Origin of the sequence: Pedobacter sp. ASV1-7 (assembly GCF_040203335.1) — a bacterium.
Taxonomy (GTDB): Bacteria; Bacteroidota; Bacteroidia; order Sphingobacteriales; family Sphingobacteriaceae; genus Pedobacter.
Window position 1 is genome coordinate 43,355 of the sequence record NZ_JBEHBV010000003.1, and the last position, 19,859, is coordinate 63,213.

Here is a 19,859-nt window from a genome sequence, read left to right on the forward strand (position 1 = left end):
GTCTTGAAATATAACAAATAGGTGATACATTTGTTGGGCTTCTCCAAGTAAATATAGGGTTCTATAACTCTACAAGTTGTCGGTTCCAATTTGTTTCTAAATCTTTAGTCAAGCTATTTAGATATTAGTTCACTAATTAATGTTGTGTTAAATTCTTTCTTAATGAATGCTAAAATGGAGCAAACTATTAAATGAGATAAAAACTCAAAATTTCCATGAAAAAAGTAATAGAAAAAAGTCTTTGTCGGAAAATCTTGTGACAATATAGGGGTAAATATAGTTTTTTTTGGTTGAAAATGAGTAAAAATGATTTGTCTTGAACAACTGAGCTACATTTGATTTTTGATCAATCTAAGTAGATTTTTATTGTTATCCAATAAACTTTTGCTTGCGTCAGGTAGAGAGTATTTTGTCATAAAAATGATCTTTGAACTTTGATAGTACAAAGATCTGTTGATGGCACAACTGATTTAACTCGACGGCCCCTTAAATCCCCTTCCGTCGTTCCTCGAGAAAGAAAAAGCGGTTAAAACGCACGATTAAGGCCAGTCCGATCTACCTATTAAATCTCCACCTTTTTAACTGTTTAATTGTTCGACTCAGATGATTTTATACGAGGACGAACTATATTATTTCTTTGATTTAGGTAATCTTTGTTCATGTAATATAATTACCTTCTTTTGTGTTTCAATAATATCAGTAAGGTCCTTTAGCTTTTCATTTCTGGCCATGACTTCAGATTCGAGATCGACAATGCGATTTTGCAGCATTACCGTATCCTTGCTAAACATGCTCTTAAGTGGTTCTTCGTTTAAGTAGTATAGAAACAGATTTTTGTTTAGCAGTCTTGAAAATGCTATTAATTTATCAATATCTACGGAAGCTCTTTTATAGATCCCAAACAGTGTCGACTCGCTTACATTTACATGTTCAGCAACAACCTTAGCCTTCAGACCGCTTTCTTTAACCAATTTGTGGATGATTTCGCCAATTACTACAGCCATATACAAAGCTGCTAAAACAGGTTTACAGATATTCCAAATCAAACAGCTATTAATTGATAGTATTTACTATCAAATTTTGATAGTATTTATAAAAAATGTATATTTGATTAGGAAAATAAAGATGCACTATAAAGTATAACAGCATTCACTTTTATTTGACAGTATGAAATAAAAAAGAGTTTACAAAAAATTATAATTTAGCGGTACCCTTATAAAAATAATTGGGCATCGCTAAAAACGAGCTTCGCTGCCAAATCTGGTAAATTTCGCAAAGTGAAGAAAGTACAGCATTTGCTCCCTATAAGCTATAGGGTGCGGTGCTTGCTTATACTTTACTTTGTGCCAACTTGAAAAAGTTGGGAGGCCCACCAGAGCCAGGCAGTAGAGGATGGCAAGTTACCGTGCCCTATTGTTATTAGATGCACTTCCACTCCTCAATGGAGCTCAAAAATATTAACTACTTAATATGATGAGCAAAATGACCCACGCATCAGTATTCCCTGATTTCTTGTCAACAGATATGGAGCTGGGATTCTTTTGCTTCTCAACTATTTACTGTTCATTCGATAATTCCGCCCTTAAAAATGGTATTAGTCCCCGTGACAAACTCTATTCGATAAAACCAAAATCTCCAATCTAATTTCGCAACCCAACTCATTTTGAGACAATTCTGATCTCATAAATCATCCATTTAATTCAATCACCTGTAAGCCAGGTGTTGCAACGATCTCCATATCTGGCTTATAGGGTTTAACCTCTAACCAAATATGTTTAAAACGATACAAATCATCGTAATGGCCACGCTTTGCCTAAATTTCAATAGTAAGGTGCAAAGCCAAAGCCCTCTACAAAGCAAACAAGCCATATTAGGAAGAGTAATCTCTTCCACAACTGGCGAAGCTTTACCCGGTACAGTCATAAAAGTAACCGAGCCAAACCATTCTACAGTAAGCAACGATAAAGGAGAATTTATCCTAACGCTAAGCAACGGAACATATAACCTATCCATATCTCACCTTGGTTATGAAACCAAAAGCATCAGCATCCAAATCCCCCTAAAAGAACCATTGGTTATTGCATTGGATACCGATGACAAGAACCTACAAGTGGTAGAAATTGTATCCACCGGATACCAGAATATTCCAAAGGAAAGAGCTACAGGCTCCTTCACTAGAATTGACAATAAGTTATTCAACAGAACAGTTTCAACCGACCTTCTCAGTAGATTAACCGGTGTAACTAATGGTCTTCTACTAGATAGATCTAATAACACAGCTACAAATTCTCTGGGTATTAGTATTCGAGGAAGGAGTACAATCTTTTCAAATACTACTCCGTTAATTGTATTAGATAATTTCCCGTTTACAGGCGACATCAATACAATTAACCCAGAAACGATTGAAAGTATCACGATCTTAAAAGATGCAGCTGCTGCTTCTATTTGGGGTGCTTTTTCAGGAAATGGGGTTATAGTAATTACCACAAAAAAAGGTGTATTCAATCAAACTGCTGCTATAAGTTTTAAAGCCGATCTTACAGTAGGAGAAAAACCAGATTTATATTATGAGCCTCAATTAACATCCAGTGAATTTATTGATATAGAAAAGTTCTTATTTGAACAAGGAGCTTACACAGCTACGATCAATGATGGGTATTCTACCATTTCTCCAGTAGTTGTTTTATTACAAAAGATAAAGCTTAATCCTGATTATACTGTTCAAGGAAATACCGAAATTAATGCATTAAGGAATATTGATTATAGAAAGCAGCTAAACCAATATTTTTATAGAAAAAGCACACAGCAACGTTATTTTATGGACGTAAGAGGCGGAAGCAGTAATCAAACTTACTTTTTTTCAGCTGGATATGATAAGGGCTTACCAAATTCTGTTGCTTTGTCAGATTCGAGACTCACCCTGAAGGCAAATAATACGTATAATATGCTGAACAACCGCTTGCAGTTAAATACGGATATTAATTTTTCAAAGTCTCAATCTAATAATAAAAACAGTGGTAGTAATTATTTAGGATATGTACCGTATGAACTAATAGCGGATGAAACTGGTAATGCACTGCCTACGTTAAGGGCTAGTGGATTAAGAGAATCCTATACAAATAACCCTGGAGAAGGAAAGTTGTTAGACTGGAAATATCGCCCATTAGATGAATTGAGGCAAGGTTATTCCAGCAATCGTACCGATCTTACAGATTACCGGATAAATATTGGGCTCAACTATAAGATCATCTCTCCACTTAGTTTTTCTTTGAATTACCAATATTATAATGCTACTACTAAGGGAGAGAATTTAAATACCAGAGAATCGTTTTATACCCGTGATTTGATTAATACTTATTCTCAGATCAATACCACGACTGGGGCAGTAATCCGCCCTATCCCATTGGGTAATATCTATTCACCTATATTCAAAAGTAGGCAATCTAATTATGCCAGGGCTCAGCTAAATTTCAATAGATTTTTTGGAGTAAAACATGCCGTTGCTGCGATTGCCGGGTATGAAATTAGGGATGATAATGGGAAAAGCTATTCATATACTCTCTATGGCTATAACCCTGAAACGGCTTCTAACATTACAATTGATCAAGTTTCTCAATTTCCAAATTATTATACTGGTCTTACATCAACAATTGGAGCAAGACCCGCTCAAGACGGTTTAACGAACAGATATACTTCCTGGTATGGAAATGCTTCCTATACCTATGATGACCGCTATATCATTTCAGGAAGTTACCGTAAGGATGCATCTAACCTATTTGGAGTAAAGGCAAACCAAAAGGGTGTGCCTTTATGGTCAACCGGAATAGCATGGAATATGCACAAAGAGAACTTCTTTACTATTGATTGGTTAACATCACTACAACTAAAAGCTAATTATGGATATAATGGAAATGTAAACAGTTCGATTTCGGCCTATTTAACAGCAGGAGGTGTTGCCACAAATCAATTAACTAAAACACAATATTTAAAAGTTATCAACCCTCCAAATGAAGCCCTAAGATGGGAACGGGTAAAAAATATAAATGGAGGTATTTACTTCTCAACAAAAGAAAACCTCATATCTGGAAGTATTGAATTATATAGTAAAAAGGGAATGGATCTAATCGGGAATAGTCCGATCGCTCCTCAAACAGGAGTGTCTATTTTTACTGGTAACACAGCAGACATTCATTCTAAGGGAATAGATGTTCAACTCAATTCGAGAAATATTGATCAGATTTTTAAATGGAGCACAAATTTCATATTTACTTTTATTAAAGATAAAATTGTCAGTTATAAAGTTAAGCCTGGGAGTAATTCTGACATAGTTAGTGCTTCCTCATCTAGTCTGGCGCCCTTAATCGGTTATCCAATCAATTCAATTTTTGGGTATAAATGGGCCGGATTAGATGCTTCAGGTAACCCACAAGGGTATTTAGATGGTGTAATTAGTACTGATTATTCGAAAATCAACAATTCTACCGATCTAAATCAACTTCAATTCTTTGGATCACAAACACCCATTGTATATGGAGGATTACGGAATTCTTTTTCTTATAAAAATCTGGAACTCTCATTCAATATAACTTATAAAATGGGCTCCTATTTTAGACGTAAATCTCTAAATAATGCAACCCTATTTTCTCCCGGTGGTTTTAAAATTACAGATTACAACTTAAGATGGCAGAAACCAGGTGATGAGCTGATAACAAATGTACCAGCACCTGTTTACCCGAATAATACAAGCCGTAATAGTTTTTATCAAAATGCAGCTGTACTTATTGAACGGGGAGACTTGATTCGTTTGCAGGACATTCAAATAAATTACTCGTTCACAAGAAAACAATTCAAGAAACTGCCTTTCAACAATGTAAACATCTATGCTTACACAACAAATCTCGGCTTATTATGGACAGCCAATAAAAAGGGGCTTGATCCGGATGTATCTAGCTATCCTATTCCAAAAACTATAGCATTTGGTGTAAATATTAACTTCTAAACAAGTCAAATGAAAAGGATTCTTATAATAATAACTGCCAGCGTTCTTATACAGCTAAGCAGTGGGTGTACTCAGGATTTTCTTGATGCCAAACCAAGTACAAATATTGTACAGCCTGTCACTCTGGACGAATTTCAGAAATTACTTGACAACTCTGATTTTATTAACAAAGGCGTTGGATTGGGCATCCTCGCAGCTGATGAATATGTATACAGCAGCGATGCCATATGGAAATCATTAAGTTCAGCAACAAGCCGTAATTCCTATATATGGGCAAAAGACCTTTATGAAGGGATGGAAACAGATCATTGGGATGTTCCCTTTACTGCAATATTTTATGCAAATAATGTATTGGCAGGATTGGATAACATTGACGTCAATGCATTAAATATTAATGAATGGAATAAGACAAAAGGTTGGGCCTTGTTTGTTCGTGCATATGCCTATTATGAACTAGTGAATAATTTTGCGCCATTTTATGATGAGACTACAGCTTCAACAGATTTGGGGGTTCCATTAAGGCTAAGACCATCAATCGACGAGCTCGCACAACGTTCAACTGTCAAAGAAAACTTTTATAGAATTTTTACCGATCTCAAACAGGCTACTCCTCTACTTGACCTTGGAATACCTGCTGCACGATCCAGACCATCGAAGGCCGCAGCTCATGCCTTATTTGCCAGAATTTATTTGAATATGCGTAATTACACCAAAGCCGAAATGCATGCAGATACCTGCTTAAGTTTGTACGACAGTCTTATTGATTACAATACTATTAGCAAAACGGCAGCAAATCCCTTTACCTATAATCATGATGAACAGATATACGCTAAAAATACTCCTGCTGATGCAGGATATATATCTAGTGGAAATAACCCATACGTAGATGTATCTCCAGATCTTATTAGTCTTTATGAGCCTAATGATTTAAGACTTGTGCTCTATTATAAGAAGCAAAGCAATGGCACTTATGATATGAAAGGAAGGTACTTTGGTGGTGGATCATATCCCTATGTAGGCTTAGCTACTGATGAAGTTTATTTAATAAAAGCTGAATGTCTGGCAAGGAAAGGTGAATCAGATCTGGCAATGGACGTAGTTAATCAATTGCGGATTAAGCGATGGGATCCCAATGCCACTTCACCAGCTAAACCTTTTGAGAATTTAACGGCAACAAACGCAGAAGATGCACTGGCTAAGGTTCTAATTGAAAGAAGAAAGGAGTTGGTCTGGAGGGGAACCAGATGGAATGATTTGAGAAGATTTAATAAAGAGGGCGCTAACATTACGCTAACTCGGACTATTAATGGAGAAACTTACACTCTACTTCCGAATAGTCCAAAATACATATTTCCAATTCCAGATAATGAAATCAACTTAAGTGGTATCCAACAAAATCTAAGATAAATGAGCAAGATATTTATATGCCTGATATTATTAATCAATGCGATCTCTGTAGTAGGTCAGGCAAAACATGAAAAAACTTCTCCATCTGATATAATCATAGAAGGAGAAACAACGGATAACTTGACAATATTTGCATTAACTATTGGCTCAAATACTACTACCGCTCCGTATAGTAGACACGAGTTTAAAGTAGGAAATAAAGCACTTTTTAAAATAGTTTTGCCAGGAACATCCGATTTCACTTATGTAAATTTCATGACATCATCAACAAATGACGTATCATCCTGGAATAGTTATGATAATATGTATATAATGGAAAAAGGTGATAGGATAACCTGTAAATTATCTAATGAATATTACGAATTTACTGGAAAAGGCTCAGAAAAGCTCAATTGTCAAAGTGAAATATATAGACTAAATTTTAGTAATAATGATGGTGAGATTAAGTTATTACAGGAAGAACGGTATAAAGAATACTTTTCTATCATAAAAAGAAGAATGGATTCTATATATTCCCAACAGATAGCCGTGATTAACAAGTATGCTCCTGGAATGGGCGAAAACATGACTAAAATCATGATGGCAAATTGTTATGGAAATAAGTATTACACCTTACTAAGAAGTAATACCATAAAAGCTACGCGCAGTTCTGGCTCTATAAAGTTTTTAAAAGCTTTTTTGGAAAGTGAAATTTACAAAGGGATTGATAATGATTTAAATCACAAAATAGATGAAAAACATTTGGTAGCATCATCTGTTTATTGCAATTTTCTCTTGGAAAAGATCATCTTTAACAATCTATTAGATAAGCAAAAAGATGTCTTGCGACCATCAATTATTGATCATGTTTTTAATTCTATCACACAAGATTATAAAGGGCTTGTAAGAGAAAAGCTTTTGACATTATTTTTCTTCCGTTTTAAAGCAAATAAAGGTGTGCTTGGCTATCTTGATAACGCGTTAATGTATGTTAAGAATAAGGAGTTCAGAGACATCGTTATTCAAATAAAAAACATAACAACTAAAGGATCAGCATTTTTCCCATTTGAACTACAAGATACAAAAGGAAATATCGTTAAGCTCTCTGATTTAAAAGATAAGATCGTGATACTTGATTTCTGGTATACAGGCTGTACATGGTGCAAGATACAGTATCAGGGAATGCGACCTATTATAGATAAATATAAGGATAATCCAAAAGTTGCATTTGTTTCTATTAGCATAGATAAAAATAAAGATACCTGGCTCAAAAGCGTTGTTAATGGAGATTACACAGATCCAGATGGCTTGAATCTATATACGAATGGTTTAGGAGCAATACACCCTGTAATTGAAAAAAATAACATTTCATCTTATCCTGCTGTTTTCATACTTAAAAAGGGGGAAATTTTTTCCGCTAAACCACCCAGGTTGAATTCTATGTTAACAGAAAAATTATCAACCGAGGCTAAGAATGCTTTTGTTAAGTTAATTGAAGAAGCATTACTCGACTAATACCAAAATATAAATAGGCCATTATAAATAAGCAAGGGAGCCTACCTTATCACAGGTAAGCTCCCTTTTTGTTAATTAACGGTGCCAGTATAAAGTCCTTCTGCGTTTTCAATAGAAAATTTAGTTGGATTGTCTATAATATATTGCCTTGTAATCGGCGTTGGCAAATTCTCATTTGTGGTTTGTTGGAAACTACAAACATCAGAATCAAGAGGTTCGCAGCTATCATCATAATTTGCATTTAAAACCAGTTCATAAGTACCGGGAGTCGTTTGTACATAATAATCATTAATCGAACGACTTGCATCCTTAAATGCACTAAACCCTATCACCAAGCAAGCAACTAGCCCGCTCAAAGTGATTTTTTTGATGTTATTATACATAGTATTATTTATTAAGTGTTTGTTTTGCTTTCCCTAGCCACAAGGCAAGTACAGCCAATGCAATAAATCCTACATTGAACCATAAATGCTGTCCCCAACTCAATTTCTCGATGATCAGATTGCAATGACAAGGCAACTTCTTGGCCCAGAACAACATGCTTAAAATGTATCCTGTAAAAACCGTCATCAGTCCTGTAAAACCATACAGTCCCCATTTACTTAATGCTGGCACTAACAATAAAACACAAACTATAATTTCTGCTATCGGAACAAACCAGGCAAGGTATACCGCAGCACCTCCTATCACAGAGACTTTAGATAAACCTTTTACAAAGGTTTCATGATCTGCAATCTTACCATAAGCGGCAGAAGCAAACAAAGCGAGACAAAGTAAACATATGCCATATACCATCCATTCTTTGGTTTGGTCTGTTAGCCTAAATCTAGTCCTGTGTTTTATTGAAGTTTCCATTTTTAATCATTGTTCTTATTCATCGTTTTTATTTCTTAACCCTTAGGTGGGCATCCCTTTATGTTATCCTTGCTGGCGCTACGCCTGAACAGTGCATATCTTCGATTATGGGCAACAACATGTGAAAACAATAGATAACCTAACGATAGACCACTCAGGCAGTCTGGCGCTATGTTCTCGCAATCAAACAGACAAAGGGCCATACTCTTATCCTGGACGCACATCCGGGTACTAAACGATTGGTTAATTCTTGCTTTCATAGCCGTTATTAAAAGGTTCAAAAGCAAAAGAGCAATAACAATTTCAATCCAAGGGGTATCGTTTAGCATAGCCAAACGATACTGAAAAGCCTACATGGGTATAGTTTCAAAACCCCACAACTATCCCCATTGGCTCAAAACAGACATAAAAACCAAAAGGGGGTATGATTTTTCGTCATACCCCCTATTTTAATAAAAGCAGTCTTTTTGTACGATTTCTACAGATCGAAGTCTATTTTTAACTGCTCTAAAATCCGACTACTCCTTCGATAATAATTCAATGCCGCACTTCGTTGTTCCAGTCTATCATATTTCAGCAAAGAATTCGCTGAAATATCCGTCGTCCCGACACTTCGAATATTTTCGCAAATGGCTTCTGCTGCCGCTTTTTTTGAAGGATAATCGAAAACCTTTTCGAGATAATAAGAATGAAACACTACCGATAGCTCATCCACACTAAGCTTGTACTTAACTTTCTCTGGCTTTAAGGCTGCTCTCCTTTCCATCTTTTCTCTCAAATGTGGACCAAGCATTCTGATTTGCTCCAGCAACATGCTTTTTAAATCATCTACATCGGTGTTATAAGCAAGCTTGCGATCCATCTGAATCTGCTTGATCCAAATCTCCTTAGCAAATAGCAGATCATATTGCTTTTCCGGATCCCGGATCATAAGAATCTCTTTTTCCTGTTCTGCTTGCAGCAACTTATAAATGCCCAGATGGTTGCAGTTGAGTTTAATTAACAAAAGCCTGAGCCGCACATTCCAATCTTTATCTCTTTCGTCAATAGCCATTGCCGAAAGATTGGTAAGTAGGGCTTCTACATATTCCTTTTTGGAAACACTAAGTACAGGGTATTTTGATTCTTTAAAAAGATCAAGGAATACTTTCTCTATTTGCAAAATTAAAGCTTCTGATATTTTCTTAGCTATCAAATGTCCTTTAATGACCTTAAGCTCCGATAATACACGATGCTTTAATGTGAATCTTTCGAAGCTTGCTAAATCACGGTCCGCATCTAAAAAACTACGATACTCGTACTCCAAGAAATGTTTTACCGCCAATACATCCATCATCGCCAAACGGGCAAAGGAATTAGGCAATCTGGCTCTTTCCCATAATAAATTGGCAAGATTTACCAATCTTATATAACGGGAGTTCATAGCTTCAGTAAACTTGAAACTGTCTGTAGTGTGGTTAAAAGAAATATTAAAAACGTCTTTTAATCGCACACATTCGGTTTTTATGGTTGTTAACATATCCAATCCCGGATATACGGAACGGTTCATAATAAGTAAACTTACATATGATGTCAACATTTCTAATTCTGTTTTCATAATATATAATTTATGTGGAAGCATACGCCACAAAATGGCCATACGCTGTTATTTTCGTTAAAACTGCTTGGGGTGTTAGTCCTTCCGTCTGATACCGGGGTCAGCTCCCTCTATAGGACCGGGAGCGCTGTAGCTGGTTGGGATATGAGCCCGTAACCACAACTGTATCACCAATTTAACAAATTATTTTAGCAAAAGGAAATATATGCAGAGAATACTGCTACCTTTCAACTACCATCAATGCTAAACCAAATTTGATAAAAATGTTATCTTAGACTGAAAAGAACCCAGTTCATATTGTAGTATGCTCATTTTAAGAATATTTCTGACACTGTTATTAATTACTTTAGTTGGCTTCTCCGGTTTTGCGGCTTTATTTATAATTAATTTTGGTGGAGCCCCTGCCTATGCCACCTATATTACCATCGCCATAACCATTGCCTTAATTATATTTATCATCTTATTTTCAACAAGACTTATGCCGCGCAAAACTTTATACAACGGAATGGGGATCTTTTTGGGGTTTTGTATATTGATTATTGCAGGATGCCAGATAAATAAATATCGCATTGACAATGTTCCTGTAGTTAGTGATGAGCTAAACCTCTCTCCTTATGAACCCTTTACAAAAAATACAAAAGCTGTAGATCTTGGCAGTCCTTCTTCATTAAAGATCGACGATCATCTTCCGGTAATGGATGGTGCAACTGCACTATATCCTGTTTACTCCGCATTTGCCCGGGCTGTTTATCCAAATAAAAGATACAACCATTACAATAGTGATGTGATGTGTACCAATACGCCAAATGCATACAAGAACCTGGTGGACGGAAAGGCAGATATTATCTTTGTTGCCCGACCATCACAGGAGCAATTAGATTATGCCCGAACAAAGGGTATAGAAATGGTACTGACACCAATAGGAAAAGAAGCCTTCGTGTTCTTTGTTAATTCTACAAACAAAGTTAAGGGCCTTGAGCTTGATCAGATCAGGAAAATTTACTCGGGCTCCATCACCAACTGGAAAGAACTTGGCGGAAATTCGGAAGCAATAAAGGCTTTTCAACGGCCTGAAGGCAGTGGTAGTCAGACCATGTTAATTCATACCATGCGTGGCTATAAACTTACTGATCCGCCCACAAATAATGTAGCGGCTGGAATGGGTGGTATAATTAAAAAAACTGCCAATTATAAAAACTTCGGAAATGCAATAGGCTTCTCTTTCTTATATTTTGCTACGGGAATGATAAAAAATCAGGAGATAAGGGTGTTGGATATTGACAACATTCCTGCCAACAGCAACACCATCCGAACAGGGACTTATCCTTTAACAACCCAGTTCTATGCAGTAACAACTAACCAGACAAAACCAAATACAAAAAAGTTGCTGAATTGGGTTTTGTCTGGACAGGGCCAATCAATTATTGAAAAGACAGGTTATGTTTCTTTACATGCACAGCCTGAGTAGCCAATTCGGTTATGATGCAACGTAAATCCAGGCTTCCTGCCCTGATGCGAACTGCAGTTTAACCCTTTGATAAGCATCTGTTTCATATCCATCCGCTGCCAGCAGTTCGTCATGAGTAATTTCGAAAATAACACCATCAATGCTGTCAGTTGCCACTTCAGATGGTATTGCCAGAAGATGAATTTCCTGTTCGCTTTTAGCCAGTACATCTTCATCAATAATCACGATCGTTGAAAGCTTATATCCTGGTAAAGTATCTTTGGAACCTTTCAATAACCTGCCGAAGGTTTCGAGCTGCACTTTATCCTTTTGCAGCGTGCCATAAGAAAACAGATATTCGTTCATAGTGTAAATTTAATCGTGCCATGCAAATGTAGGAATACGCTATTAAAATCTATTTCATTGATCAACGTTAATACTGATGTTTTCATTTTGACTTAATGCAGTGCTGAACGCTCCCTTTGAATAAAGCTGATGGCCGAAATAAACGCCAGGCAGTAACTCCTTGTCCGAAATGAGTTTTTCGATATGCATCACCGTAGAAAAGGCCGTTAAATTCGCTTGTCCCTTTTCATTGATCAAGCTGATTTTTATCGACTTACCTGTTTTGGATTTTATCTGAATATCAAAGGCGGTTTTATCTCCTGTGCCGTTGGCGTAAAAAAGCTTTTTACGTATCGACATGGGTAGTATATCAAATACATGCAACTTTTGCATAAGGTTTAAAAGGAGTCCTGATAGGTTATCCCCGTAGGTTATTGCACTTGAAACTGTGGGTATTTGTTTAACATGATGCAGCACATAATTGTCGGGCGCATCAAAATGATACAAGGTTAAATCCGATTTAGAGAATGCAAACTGGTGTTTTATACCCCCTTCAAAATGCCGGACATATTTCGTTTTACCCTGACTGTAAATCGGGAACTTCTGAGCCGCATTTTGTGCCATAAAATCAGCGGCACTTGCACCGGCTTTATCGCGCATCGAATAGTAAATCAGCAATTCTACTGCTTCTATATCCGACCACGTGACAGCATCCTGAATCAATCCCGGTACTACACTTCCCATCCAACTCGATGCCAGGACAATTTTGCTGTTTAATTTTTGAGATAAGGCTACCTTTTGCGCTGCTGCAATAGCCGTACTGGTCTTTGTTATGTCTAAATAATCCAAGCCATGCTCGATACAAAATTGCAATAACTCGTTTTTAGGATCAACGGTACACATCACCACCAAATCAATTGGAACAGTTAGTATGTTTTGAAAGGTATGTGGTTGAGTAACATCGATTAGAATTGTTGCCGACCCCTCTTTTCTACTGCTTATAAAAATCTTCGCTGAAGTTTGTCGCTCTTGCAGGAGTTGTTGCGTCAATTGACCTTGTAGTCCTGTGCCTCCTACCAATAAAATATTTTTCATATAGGGTTTCTCTTTTTGAAATCACATCCCATCACTACCCCTTCTTCGTTATTGGCTCGAGCTCAAACGAGTTTGATAGTGATTTTGTTTTTTCAAAGGTAGATCCGACAAGACCTCCAAAAAGTAGCCATTTGTCTATAAAAGCGATTTGCGAATTCGCGTTAATTGTCGGGTAGAGATTCCCAGGTAAGACGCTATATAGTGCTGTGGGATCATATTGAGTTGCTTCGAATAATTCTTTAACAGGTATTCATAGCGGTGCGAACTGTTCTGTTGTTGAAATTCCGTATGATGTAAATCCATGAAAATATATTGATTTTCAACGAGTTTACGTCCCAGTTTTTGCCAGGCCATGCTGCTGTCATATAGTTTTTCTAAATCCTCAAAACGCATCACTTCTATTTCAGTGTGTTGCAATGCATGTATCGTTTCACGCGATTTTTGTTGTTGGATAAAACTCGGATAAGCCGCCATAAATTCATTGTCGAAAGCAATACAGCTCGTCACTTGTTCGCCCTTATAATTCCAATAATAACTGCGCAGTACCCCGGAAACCACAAACAAAAGTTCTCGACAAACCTTGTTTTCCTCTAGTAATACCGCACCCTTTTCAACCCTGCGTTTTACGATATACGCATCGATTTGATTTAATTCGGATGTGGATAGTATGTTTAAGGAAGCTAAATATTCTTTCATAGCTGCCGAAAATACCTTTTATCTGCTAATTATAATCCATAAATGTCGGATAAGTAATCATAAAGTTGAAAGTCACAGGAAGAATCTCATAGAAAAATTTGGGGTGAAAAGGAAAAAATTTAACTCTTACGCTTTAATAGCTTAAGCGATCTCCTTCAATCGGTAGCATCGTTCCTTTCTCTGTAAGAAATTTCCATGTATCTCCTTCCTTTACTGGCATAGGAAAAAACTGTACCGGCGAAGCATAACCGTAGAAATCATAAACTCTCATTCCAACGTCATCAAAGGACAAGGGTACAACCCATTTACCTTCGGCATCTGTTATCCCATATTTACGTCCTTGTTTCACCAGTAAATATTGATCATTCTTTACAGGGCTGATCCGGTCATATATAGGCTCAAGTAACACTTTTCCGGTACTATTGACAAGTCCATACTTCAGCTCCTTATTTTTAGGGTTATATTTTGTTAACAGGATTTTCCCTACTACAAAGAAGTTGTCATAAAAAGAATCCAGATAACTATCGTTCAGAGGAATAACAAAATTACCCTGTTTATTAATGAAGCCAATTTTAGAATAGGTATGGTAGTTATCTGCAACATCATGTGCCACAAGGGCAACTCCTAAACTATCGAAACTGCTGGCCTTATCGAATGTCATTGGCACGATCAACTTTCCACTTTCATTGATATAGCCCAGCTTATTATTTTGACCAATTACTGCCATTCCGTTTTTAAACAGGTTCACTATTGCAGGCTGATCTGTAGCGTATGAAGCAGGCTCATCGCGAAATGAAAAACGATATTTCGCAGGAAGCTCTTTGGAGGTATGGAAGTTGTAAAGTTTTGCCTTGCCATCTTCATTAGACACAGCCAACACTTGATTTGATCCTATGTAAGCTGCGAAGTTATAGGGTAGATTTTTGATTGTTTTTTTTACAGCATTATATAAACCATACTTATTACTCTTCCAGTCGCTTAATAAATAAGTTGTACTATCAATCGTGGCAATTTCAGAATAGTACTGTTCAGTTAGTAGCTTGCCATCCTTAACCAAACGTAGTTCAATCCGAGGAGATTCATATTCACCTGACCGGCAAACTAAGGTCTGTTGATCAGGGCCAATGAAATCAAAATAGTCGCGGTACATGGGAGGGATTAATTCCTGCTGTGTATCAAGGTCATAAATGCCTATCTTTCCATCTCTCTGCACCTGTACACGTTTATTTCCGAGTGTTGTCAAGAAGGTGTAGCCATTGTATTTACCGGGAACCAGCATGTTCCCTTCTAAATCAAATATGGTCTTTATTCCCTGTCGCTCTCCGATAATCAAATCATATATTTTACTCCCGGCTTTATGATCTACACCGATATCATAAAACTGCGGTTCATAATACTTACCAGTATTTGCAAAGTATAAACCCAAAAAAGCTTTTTTAACTATTCTGAAAATCGGAAGTGGTTCTATCCCCCCCTCACTACTGCCGTCAATATAAGTAATTTGTCCATCTTCCACACTGATCAGCTCTTTGAGTTTAGCATCTGCCAAAATGGTCATTGTCCCTTTTTTCAGTATAAAATAATTATTGCTAACCTTTACCTGTTCATACTGAATTGGAACAACAACTGCTCCGTTTAAATCAATCACCCCCTCAAATTCTCCTTTGGTAACAATCAGATAATTGCCTGGGAAATTTTGATAGGCACCAGCACCTTCTATGTCAATACGGTCATAAATGAAAGGAACGACAAGCTTCCCTTGCTGGTTATAAGCGCCAAACTTCCCCTTTTCCGTATAGATCAGCAAGCCTTTTGCAATAGTGCTGTGTTCCTGCACAGCAAACTCCTGCCCACTTTTTATGTTGACAATTACAGGTGTGTTTTTTTTAGAAAAAGCCTGTACCCAGTTATCACTACGCATTTGAATATGTTCATGATCATATTCAAATGGTACAAGTACTTGTCCGTCGAAACCCACAATGCCCCATTTACCATCTTTTTTTGCATAAACATAATCCGATTTTCTTGTACAGCCTCCGCAATAGTCAAAAGCCTCGTAAGAAGCATTGATAACCATTTCTTTTTTCTTTGAATCATAAACGCCCCACTTAGCACCTTGTTTTACATCAAAGTAGCGGCCATCCAGGTAATTGATTTCATCAAAAAAAGGAAGCTTAAGCCAACCTGGGAGGTACATACTTACCTTCCCATCTAATGAGAGTTTCCAATAGGACGGGTTCTTAAAATCTATCTGATCATACTGAGCTGGAAGGATTTCTTTTCCATCGGGCGACATTGCTCCTTTTTTACCATCTTTTACAAACAGAATAACGGTCTGTGGCATCTCACCTGTCTCTTTCAGCTCTTTTTGATAATCTAGGATATCGTATTTATCTCCCAGTTTAACTTCTTCATTATTGACCATATAGTCAAAAGCTTTCTGTCCATTGACGTCAATGTAAAACTCCTTTCCATCTTTATTAATCCGGGCGAAACCCTGTCGAAAAGGACTGATTTCGGTACCCTTCATCAGAGGATCCTGACGTCCTGGTTTATATTCAGCATTCCCTACCATAGGGGGAGAAATAATCTGCCCGGTTGACTTATTGACAAAAAAAACGGTAAGTATCAGTATATATGGTTTCATTTCCCTATTCAATTTTCGATTTCCCTAATATGATTGGTTTGTTTGTTCCTTCATTGATAAATGAGAACTCATTGCCTTCTTTAGCCAGAATTGGCCATGTACGATTTTTACCATTATAATTTCTTCTTAGGTTATCAAACCTAGGCTCTAAAACTATCTTCCCATCTTTATCTGCAAGGCCAGATTTGTCTTTTAATCTGATCTCCAACAGCTCTGGTGAGAAGCTATTGATCATATCATATATAGGCTCAAGTATTATTTTGCCCTGACGGTTCAGAACTCCATACTTTTCTTTCTTTTTTACCAGCATCAGATCCGGATGGTCATTGATCGCATCAAGACGGTCAAATTGAGGTTCAACAACTACATTTCCATTAGTATCAATCAATCCATACAGTATTTTATCTCCTGTTTTGCTCACTACCCAGGCCATGTTGTCATAAAATTCGCCAACATAGGCAAAGTCATTAAAGCGAAACTGTTTTCCCATTTCATCAATAAATAAATTATCTCCCTTAATATAGATTTTGAAAAGTCCACTTTGAAAAGGTTTGACATCCTCTCTTCTGTTTTCTGGTATTTGATAACTGTTGTAGTAGCCGTTCCTGTTCCATTCTGGACGTTCAAACACTTTTTCACCTTTCATGTTATAAATGACATATTGTGAACCTTGTTCTGCCTGAAGGAGCTTATCGGTGAGCATCTTTAAGAGATAAATATCTTTAGTGTAGGGTATCAGCACTTCTCCGTTGCTATTGTATACTGCCGATTCTTTGGTATAGCTCGTTCCCTCTACTTTTCTCCGAACCTCAAAAGTTCGGGCATTTAACCAGCTGATCTCTAAATCGCCTACTGGAACAATAAACTGTTTCTTTAGACTGTTGTAGATTCCCAGTCGTTTATCATCATAAACCGGGAAGATATAAGGACTTTCGTTAAGATCTCCATAGGTGTAGCTCCGATTGAGATAGACATCGGACTGTACACGATATTTCGGAGGTAATATTTCTTTACCCAGTTTATCGTAAATTCCATAGAGATTCCCGTTTACAGCATAAAAATAAGTTTCTCCTTGCTGATTTACGATGGCGATTTCCGTAAAGTTTGCCGGCAAAATAGGTTTTGCCTTTTGCCAATCGAAAATTCCTACTTTACCCCTGTCTTTTACCCTCAGATAATAGGGCATCGCATCCAGTTTAGCTTCAGCCGCTAGCCTTTCAAGGTATTCTTTGGAAGCATTTACAACAGAAGGCATGAGTGATACACTGACACCATCAAAAACTATCTGTCCCGCTGAGTTTTTGAACTCGATCTCGTCATACTGGGGAGACAATAACAATTCGCCCCTTTCATCAATTAGTCCTACCCTACCCGCCTTTTCGACAATAGCATGACCTCTTACAAAATCATTGATTTTATCATACAATGGAGGGGTGACTTCTTTTCCGGTAGCATCAATGAGCCCTTGCAGACCACGTTCTTCAATCTTAAGAAAATCACTTCCTCTAACAGGAATCAGTGATTTGTGGACTGCAGGAACTACTACAGTCCCCAGAGAGTCTATCAGACCATAGGCATTATTTTGAAAAAAAGCAGTATACTTTCTGGTTTTAAGGAAGATGTTGCTCAGGCGTTCGTAGGTTGGGGGAATAACCACTTTACCACTTTTATGTGCTATTCCTTGTTTTCCATTGAGATGAATTTGAAGCATATCCTTAAATAGATAATTTCTGCCTAATTCATCATATAAAGGGGGCTGTATAATTTCACCATCCGTTGCACTTAGCCATCCCCATTTATTGTTTTCTTTAAAACCAATGATATCTTTGTTTATGATCTCCAATTCCTGGAAACGTGGTTCGCAAATTACTTTTCCCTGCAGGTCAATAAGTCCATACTTTCCCTTTTTTTTCGTTTGTGCAAACTGATAATTGTAATGGATTCCCGCATACCATTGCCCATCATAATGGGTAAGTAAAGTCACCTCATCGTATTCAAAGTTGCTTAATAATTTTCCATTTTTGTGGCCCACTGCATACGCTCCGTCTTTCACTACAGAAAGTAAGTCACCTGAATGCTCTTTGACATCATCAACTAACACTCCGGTAACTGGATGACAGAAATAAATTTCACTGGCTTTTCTCACTTTTACAAAAGGAGAACTATTATCAAAACCGATCGCATCAAAGATAACAGGGGTCTGGGCGGTTGCTGAACCAACTGCGAAAAGTAGGAGGAATAGTAAAGGTTTGTTGATCATCGTTTTTGTTTTTGGTTTATTGCAAATTTTTCAAAGGGAATTTCAGCTCCTGCGTGTTCGATACTAATGGTTTTTGATGAGATTCAATATCCATAAAAACAGCAGACATTTTATATTTTATTTTTAGCCACTCCTTTCCTTCAAAAGTGGTGATTTCGAGTTCCCTATAAGATGAAGATTTAGGCTCATTCAGCTTTGCAACAATGCCTTTTTCCGTTTCATCGACAGTAACTTTAAAAGTCTCGTTTACTTCTAAAGTAGGAAATCGCGATTGTGCATGTGTGCTCAGATTAGCGACAAATGAACATAGTAAAAGACCGAGCAATTTTTTTATGCTGTAGAACACTTAATCCCGCCACAAATACGGAAATAGCAATAAAGACACTGCCATAACCAGCACGTTGATGACCAGCAATATCCCAACCTCATCCCAGCTTACACTTCTGTCTAGTCCATCAATAGCATTTTTTGTGAGCTTGATCAATACAACCAATACAGGAATTATAATCGGAAAGCCAAGAATAGCCATCAGCATACCACCATTTCCTGCCTTGGATGCAATTGCAGAAATCATAGTAAATATGGTTGAAAAACTAAGGCTTCCTAAAATTGTCGCGATAAAGTACATCAGTAAATCCTGAGGCACACGACCGAATACCATCATATGAAAACTCAGTGCAATAACCGTAAGCAAGGTCATCAACAGTACGTTATAAATCGTTTTACTAATGATTAATGCTATAGGACTTGCAATGGTATATATGTAAAGTTGTCTGCCTTTGCTTTCCTGTAAAAAGCTTTTAGAAACTGCGTTTATTGATGCGAAAAGCATAATGATCCAAAACAACGCATTCCAGGTAATGATGTCAATACTTACAAAAGATAAGAAACATACAAACACTGTAGAAACCACATACAACAATACGCCGTTTAAGGCATATTTTGAGCGCCACTCCAGCAGCAATTCCTTTTTAACTAAGTGTTTTACCTGGCTACTTAAATTCATGTAGCGGCAAA

General features: G+C 37.1%; 15 protein-coding genes. 4 read left to right on the top strand and 11 right to left on the bottom strand.

What is annotated here, in order from left to right; translation table 11 throughout:
- Positions 1 to 629 precede the first annotated feature (629 nt).
- The gene (locus ABDJ41_RS08150) at positions 630 to 1,004 is read right to left on the bottom strand and encodes a hypothetical protein (RefSeq protein ID WP_349785425.1); all 375 of its coding nucleotides are present in this window, start codon (positions 1,002 to 1,004) and stop codon (positions 630 to 632) included.
- Between the two features lie 767 nt (positions 1,005 to 1,771).
- Between ABDJ41_RS08150 and ABDJ41_RS08155 the strand changes: the two genes are divergently transcribed.
- Genes ABDJ41_RS08155 through ABDJ41_RS08165 form a run of 3 tightly spaced genes read left to right on the top strand, consistent with a single transcriptional unit; the run spans position 1,772 to position 7,900 of the window.
- Entirely contained in the window at positions 1,772 to 4,999 is a 3,228-nt protein-coding gene (locus ABDJ41_RS08155) for a SusC/RagA family TonB-linked outer membrane protein (RefSeq protein ID WP_349785427.1), read from the top strand.
- A 9-nt stretch (positions 5,000 to 5,008) separates the two neighbouring features.
- Complete coding sequence (locus tag ABDJ41_RS08160) at positions 5,009 to 6,406, top strand: RagB/SusD family nutrient uptake outer membrane protein (RefSeq protein ID WP_349785428.1); 1,398 nt, start codon at positions 5,009 to 5,011, stop codon at positions 6,404 to 6,406.
- Positions 6,407 to 7,900, top strand: coding sequence for a TlpA family protein disulfide reductase (locus tag ABDJ41_RS08165; RefSeq protein ID WP_349785429.1), 1,494 nt, complete (start codon positions 6,407 to 6,409; stop codon positions 7,898 to 7,900). It begins immediately after the preceding gene.
- A 71-nt stretch (positions 7,901 to 7,971) separates the two neighbouring features.
- On the opposite strand, the gene ABDJ41_RS08170 is transcribed toward ABDJ41_RS08165, so the two are convergent.
- The 3 genes from ABDJ41_RS08170 to ABDJ41_RS08180 all read right to left on the bottom strand — a co-directional run bounded on the left by ABDJ41_RS08170 (position 7,972) and on the right by ABDJ41_RS08180 (position 10,352).
- The gene (locus tag ABDJ41_RS08170) at positions 7,972 to 8,283 is read right to left on the bottom strand and encodes a hypothetical protein (RefSeq protein ID WP_349785430.1); all 312 of its coding nucleotides are present in this window, start codon (positions 8,281 to 8,283) and stop codon (positions 7,972 to 7,974) included.
- A gap of 4 nt (positions 8,284 to 8,287) precedes the next feature.
- A complete protein-coding gene (locus tag ABDJ41_RS08175; protein ID WP_349785431.1) occupies positions 8,288 to 8,755 on the bottom strand; it encodes a MauE/DoxX family redox-associated membrane protein in 468 nt (155 codons plus the stop codon).
- 478 nt (positions 8,756 to 9,233) lie between these two features.
- Entirely contained in the window at positions 9,234 to 10,352 is a 1,119-nt protein-coding gene (locus ABDJ41_RS08180; protein ID WP_349785433.1) for a hypothetical protein, read from the bottom strand.
- Positions 10,353 to 10,656: 304 nt separating this feature from the next.
- Between ABDJ41_RS08180 and ABDJ41_RS08185 the strand changes: the two genes are divergently transcribed.
- A complete protein-coding gene (locus ABDJ41_RS08185) occupies positions 10,657 to 11,820 on the top strand; it encodes a PstS family phosphate ABC transporter substrate-binding protein (RefSeq protein ID WP_349785434.1) in 1,164 nt (387 codons plus the stop codon).
- A gap of 9 nt (positions 11,821 to 11,829) precedes the next feature.
- On the opposite strand, the gene ABDJ41_RS08190 is transcribed toward ABDJ41_RS08185, so the two are convergent.
- The 7 genes from ABDJ41_RS08190 to ABDJ41_RS08220 all read right to left on the bottom strand — a co-directional run bounded on the left by ABDJ41_RS08190 (position 11,830) and on the right by ABDJ41_RS08220 (position 19,848).
- Complete coding sequence (locus ABDJ41_RS08190; protein ID WP_349785435.1) at positions 11,830 to 12,165, bottom strand: gamma-glutamylcyclotransferase family protein; 336 nt, start codon at positions 12,163 to 12,165, stop codon at positions 11,830 to 11,832.
- Positions 12,166 to 12,219: 54 nt separating this feature from the next.
- A complete protein-coding gene (locus ABDJ41_RS08195; protein ID WP_349785436.1) occupies positions 12,220 to 13,239 on the bottom strand; it encodes a hypothetical protein in 1,020 nt (339 codons plus the stop codon).
- Between the two features lie 135 nt (positions 13,240 to 13,374).
- Positions 13,375 to 13,935 (bottom strand): Crp/Fnr family transcriptional regulator, encoded by a 561-nt coding sequence (locus ABDJ41_RS08200; RefSeq protein ID WP_349785438.1) that lies wholly within the window; start codon positions 13,933 to 13,935, stop codon positions 13,375 to 13,377.
- Positions 13,936 to 14,068: 133 nt separating this feature from the next.
- Entirely contained in the window at positions 14,069 to 16,582 is a 2,514-nt protein-coding gene (locus tag ABDJ41_RS08205; protein ID WP_349785439.1) for a WG repeat-containing protein, read from the bottom strand.
- 4 nt (positions 16,583 to 16,586) lie between these two features.
- Positions 16,587 to 18,842: a WG repeat-containing protein gene (locus ABDJ41_RS08210; protein WP_349785441.1), complete on the bottom strand. Its 2,256-nt coding sequence runs from the start codon at positions 18,840 to 18,842 to the stop codon at positions 16,587 to 16,589.
- Between the two features lie 16 nt (positions 18,843 to 18,858).
- Positions 18,859 to 19,167: a hypothetical protein gene (locus ABDJ41_RS08215; protein WP_349785443.1), complete on the bottom strand. Its 309-nt coding sequence runs from the start codon at positions 19,165 to 19,167 to the stop codon at positions 18,859 to 18,861.
- 21 nt (positions 19,168 to 19,188) lie between these two features.
- Positions 19,189 to 19,848, bottom strand: a complete 660-nt coding sequence (locus tag ABDJ41_RS08220; RefSeq protein WP_349785444.1) for a heme exporter protein CcmB — start codon at positions 19,846 to 19,848, stop codon at positions 19,189 to 19,191.
- Positions 19,849 to 19,859 lie beyond the last annotated feature (11 nt).